Genomic DNA, 4,436 nt, shown 5'->3' with positions numbered 1-4,436 from the left:
ATTGTTTATTATTATTTCTGTCATTATAATCACCTCAAAATGATTATAACAAAAAGAATACCTATAGAGTTTATAACTTGGGAAAGTTACGTGCACAATATTGGGTATTCTTATCTTAACATTTATAAGTTTACATATAAGACTAAGTTTAATATAGATATAGCTATGAAACAGATTAAGGCAGAGAGGAAGAGAGAGTAGGGAAATGGATAAAGAACAATTATCACAACTTAAATATTTAAAAAGTGAAATAGAGATACTAAAAAAACAAATAGAAGATATGACTTACACTACAACAACAGATTCGGTAAAAGAATTTACTTCTTATTTCCTTTATATAGAGAGTAACTTCTTAATTACAGGAGTAGATTATCAAGGACATGACAATAAGTTAAATAGGCTATAAGGAAAGCTAAATAGAAGGATAGATGAGTTAATAGACTTAAACAATATAGGATATAGGAATGTATGCAGGAGAGAAGTTATAATAGGGATAAAGGGAAAATGAAGCAGATAAAATAATTTGCGATAAATATATTATTATAGTAATATTAAAATTAATCAAAACAAACAAAGGCTGTCATTATGAAATCCAAGAATAAGTATTCTTGATATAGAACAATTTTGTAGGTATTAATAAATTGTGGGAGATGATTAATATTATAAAATTAACCAATGTTAATGGAAGAAAAGTAGAATATTTATTTAAAGGAAAAGGAGAAAATATAGTAGTAATTATGCCTGGTATGGGAGGATGTATTTATGATTGGTTGGAAATTGTAGATGAAATAGAAAAATATTCACAAGTTATTATAATTCATAGACCAGGAGTTGGGAATAGCGAACTTCATACCAATGGGAGCAATACTGGTATAGCTTCTGAAGATTTGTTTTCATTATTAAATTTATTGAACATAAAGGAAAGAATTATTTTAGTAGGCCATTCGTATGGAGGATTATGTGTTCAACATTTTGCAAGGATATATCCAGAGAAGGTAAAGAGTGTACTTCTCGTTGAATCAGCTTCAATTTATAGACAAGATAAATTTGAAAAATTAAATACGCCTATATCTGATGTATTTAGTTCAGATGAAGTATATATGAAGTTATGGGAAAAATATTCTAAATATACTAAAGATAAATTAGTAGAAGAGTTAAAACCTAGCTTATCTCAAAAGGAGCTTAATTTACCTAGTGAAATACAAAAAGAACTTTTAAATATTTATGTAAATCCCAATATATACATAAATCAACTTTCTGAAATAGTTGATTTGAGGAATAATGTAATAAACATGAAGGAAATGCAATCTTTTCCTAATTGTCCATTAATAATATTAATTGAAGATCCTCACTATTCTATTAATGAAATGGTCGAAGAGGGAGTACCTAGAATAGAAGCAGAAAAGATTGAGGCTTTAGCACAAACTTTATCTCATAAATTAAAATATTTGTCTGATTATAGTAAAATCGTAATAGTTAATAATAGCAATCATTGTATACATGAAACCAGACCAGATATTGTTATTGACGCAATAAAAGATTTATTGAATATTTAAAAAGGTTAATAATAACTCCTGTGAGGTGCTGAAAAATATTTTTAAAGATATTTTAATATAGCTAATGTCACAATATATTAAATAATTATTGAAGCTTTATATAACAAAACGTAAAGCAGCCAAGAAAAGGAGGTATCATCTTTTAAACTTGACTGCTTCTTTTAACCATATAGAAAGGGAAAAGATAAATATATGGAGGAAATAATAAAATCTAAAGCTTATGGCTTAATAATACTATATGCTTTACAAAGGAAATATGGCACTAATATATATTATAGAGATATTAGGCTTTTTTATACACAATAAAACAAAAAAATTGAGGATAAAAAGTTATATTAACGTTAGTCATATAAATAGAAATGTATAGAATGAAAGAGATCATAAAGGTGAATATTATGTTCCCAATCATGGAGTCGGTTAGAAGTGGTGGAGACTTAGAGAACATTGGTGGCAATAGCAAATATAGCAAGGACATTGTATGCCAGATGGCTGTGTCATGTTCAGGCTGACGGCAAAGAAATTTAACAATGAGAATTTTTATAAGGGAAAGTTTTTTGATTAGTGGTGTTATTATGACTTTTAATTCTGCAATAAAATATTTACTTAATGAGAAACTTTATAAAAAAGAAATCTACTTTGGAGGATATAGATTAGTTGAAATAATACCATGATAAAAAATATAAACTTCTTATAAATGTCCATTATTTAAATTAATTTTACATTAAAATTAATTTGTTTTTAACCTTATTTGATATATAATATTTGTATATGATATTATTAACTAATATTTTAAAGTGGAAATGAAAGATAGGTAGAAAAAGATTTTTAGGAATAGTTCATGATAAAATGTCTAATTTTTTTAGAATATATATTGTCTACCTATAATAGTATAAATATTATAGTAGATCGACAAATCATTATAAATAGACGTGTATGATAGATTTAACTATAATAAATAAGTAGGAAAATAAAATGATATTACAAATAAATTGGTAGGTCGACAAAAACTACTTATACAACCCAGTAAAACCAAGCAACCAAAAGATTCGCTTAATAGAACTATACTAGAATGTAAATGTAGATAGATAAACTTATTAACAATTTAAACGAGATTATTTAATAGAAATTAAAACGTAAAAATAAGATGATAGAGTATATTTACATTAGTCAAGTATGAGTTTTATGAAAAATATTTAAGGAATTAGTTCAGAAAGTTTATGGAGAAAAAGAATTAGAAAAATTATTGAAGTAGACTAGGGAGAAATTTTTAGTCTTTTTTTCTTTTTTTGAAGGAGTTTTAAAACTTATGTAGAAATATATAAGTAAATCTTATATAAGGGGCGATAAATTATGCTAGAGGGTTTATTATTTATATCTAAGGATTTATTATATTCTTTGGATACTATGAAATTTACAGAAGATGAAAGAAACTATGTAACTAGTGTATTGAAAAAGGTTATAGATGTATCATTGGTAGAATTAGAACAAGAAAGAATGGCAGGATAGAGTTCTGATAGTTGGAATGTTAATAGATATATATCTTAATTCTTCAAAACCAGTGCAAGGGAATAGGATTCTCTTGTGTAAGTTCGATTCTCATATACTCCCATCATAGTAAATTAGCTACTTAGGTGGCTTTTTTATTTTTTGAAGAGTTTTTAAATTGATGTTGAATATCTATAGTGAAAGGATGTAGAGTAGAAGAATAAAGATAATAAACGCGCTATAATTACAAGTCTTAAAAGAAAAAAATAAATATGTTAAAAGAAGAAAATTATGAATAGTGGACAGAGATTTACATCATTAGCTGAAGAATTAATACAAAAGGACTCCAAATACAAAAAAAGAATTTTTTAATTTTGTATTATACTTAAATAATAGAATTGGAATTGATAAAGCTTTTGGTTTAACAATTTCTGGCATTGATGATTATTTTATATATTTTTCAGATTCTAAAATTGGAGCTTTACCTATATTGATTACACATATTTCTGTGCTAAAAGCATTATTTGATATATAAGAAATAGGTAAAATATAAATGATAATTGTCATAAATAATCTTAAAGACATATCTGAAACACATACAGCTTAAATTTGACTTATAATATGAACTGAATTCTATATTAAATAGAATTCAGTTCATATTATAACCCTTCGATAGTTTAATTTATAAATTAATTTTAAAATCATATTGTACTCTAGTACTACATATAGTAAATATACACAAAATAAATTTAAGGGGGTAATATGTAAGTGAAAATGAGAAAGAAGAATTTATTAGGCTGTATTCTTTTAATGATGGTCTTATTATTGACCAATATCTCTCCAGCTTTTGCTCAGGCTAAGGATGATTATACCATTGATATGAAACAAGTTGAAGCAGATTGGGAAAAGGCTGCTAAGGTACCTGTAGTGAGTGATAAAACAGTGGAGGGATCTAAGGGAATAACTCCCATGGCTACTGGAACATATCCAACAAGAAAGGGAGTTATTTTAGTCACTCCTGACAAATTAAAAGGCATAATACCTACAGGGCATGCAGCAATTATCTACAATAACACTACAGTTGTTGAATCCCTATCTGGTGGAGTAACTACGGGAGCTAATAATTGGAACAAGGTCAGATCAAAAACCTATGGAGTAACTGTAAGTGGAACAACCACAACTCAAGATAGCAATGCTGCTAATTGGTGTTATAATCAAAGAGGTAAAAGCTATAACTGGAACTATCTGAATGTTTCAACTAGAAGCTCTTTTTATTTAATAGGAAAGTCCTACTTTTCCTATTAAATAAAAAAAAGGCAGCCCAGGAATCTTGAGCATGCCAATAAAGCCTAAGATTGTTAGACTATTTTCTGTACTCGTAATGAACACCACGAA

General features: G+C 26.9%; 5 protein-coding genes. All 5 read left to right on the top strand.

The features are described from left to right. Positions 1 to 205 precede the first annotated feature (205 nt). Positions 206 to 406, top strand: a complete 201-nt coding sequence (locus tag FYJ83_RS19215; RefSeq protein ID WP_154443106.1) for a hypothetical protein — start codon at positions 206 to 208, stop codon at positions 404 to 406. Positions 407 to 650: 244 nt separating this feature from the next. Then, a complete protein-coding gene (locus tag FYJ83_RS19210; RefSeq protein WP_154443105.1) occupies positions 651 to 1,556 on the top strand; it encodes an alpha/beta fold hydrolase in 906 nt (301 codons plus the stop codon). A 527-nt stretch (positions 1,557 to 2,083) separates the two neighbouring features. Further along, a complete protein-coding gene (locus FYJ83_RS20140; RefSeq protein ID WP_229768669.1) occupies positions 2,084 to 2,227 on the top strand; it encodes a hypothetical protein in 144 nt (47 codons plus the stop codon). 679 nt (positions 2,228 to 2,906) lie between these two features. Beyond that, complete coding sequence (locus FYJ83_RS19200) at positions 2,907 to 3,062, top strand: hypothetical protein (RefSeq protein ID WP_154443104.1); 156 nt, start codon at positions 2,907 to 2,909, stop codon at positions 3,060 to 3,062. 747 nt (positions 3,063 to 3,809) lie between these two features. After that, a complete protein-coding gene (locus tag FYJ83_RS19195) occupies positions 3,810 to 4,346 on the top strand; it encodes a hypothetical protein (protein WP_154443103.1) in 537 nt (178 codons plus the stop codon). Positions 4,347 to 4,436: the final 90 nt, after the last annotated feature.

Source organism: Tissierella pigra, assembly GCF_009695605.1.
GTDB classification, from domain to species: Bacteria; Bacillota; Clostridia; order Tissierellales; family Tissierellaceae; genus Tissierella; species Tissierella pigra.
This window is presented reverse-complemented; position numbering and strand designations above follow the sequence as displayed.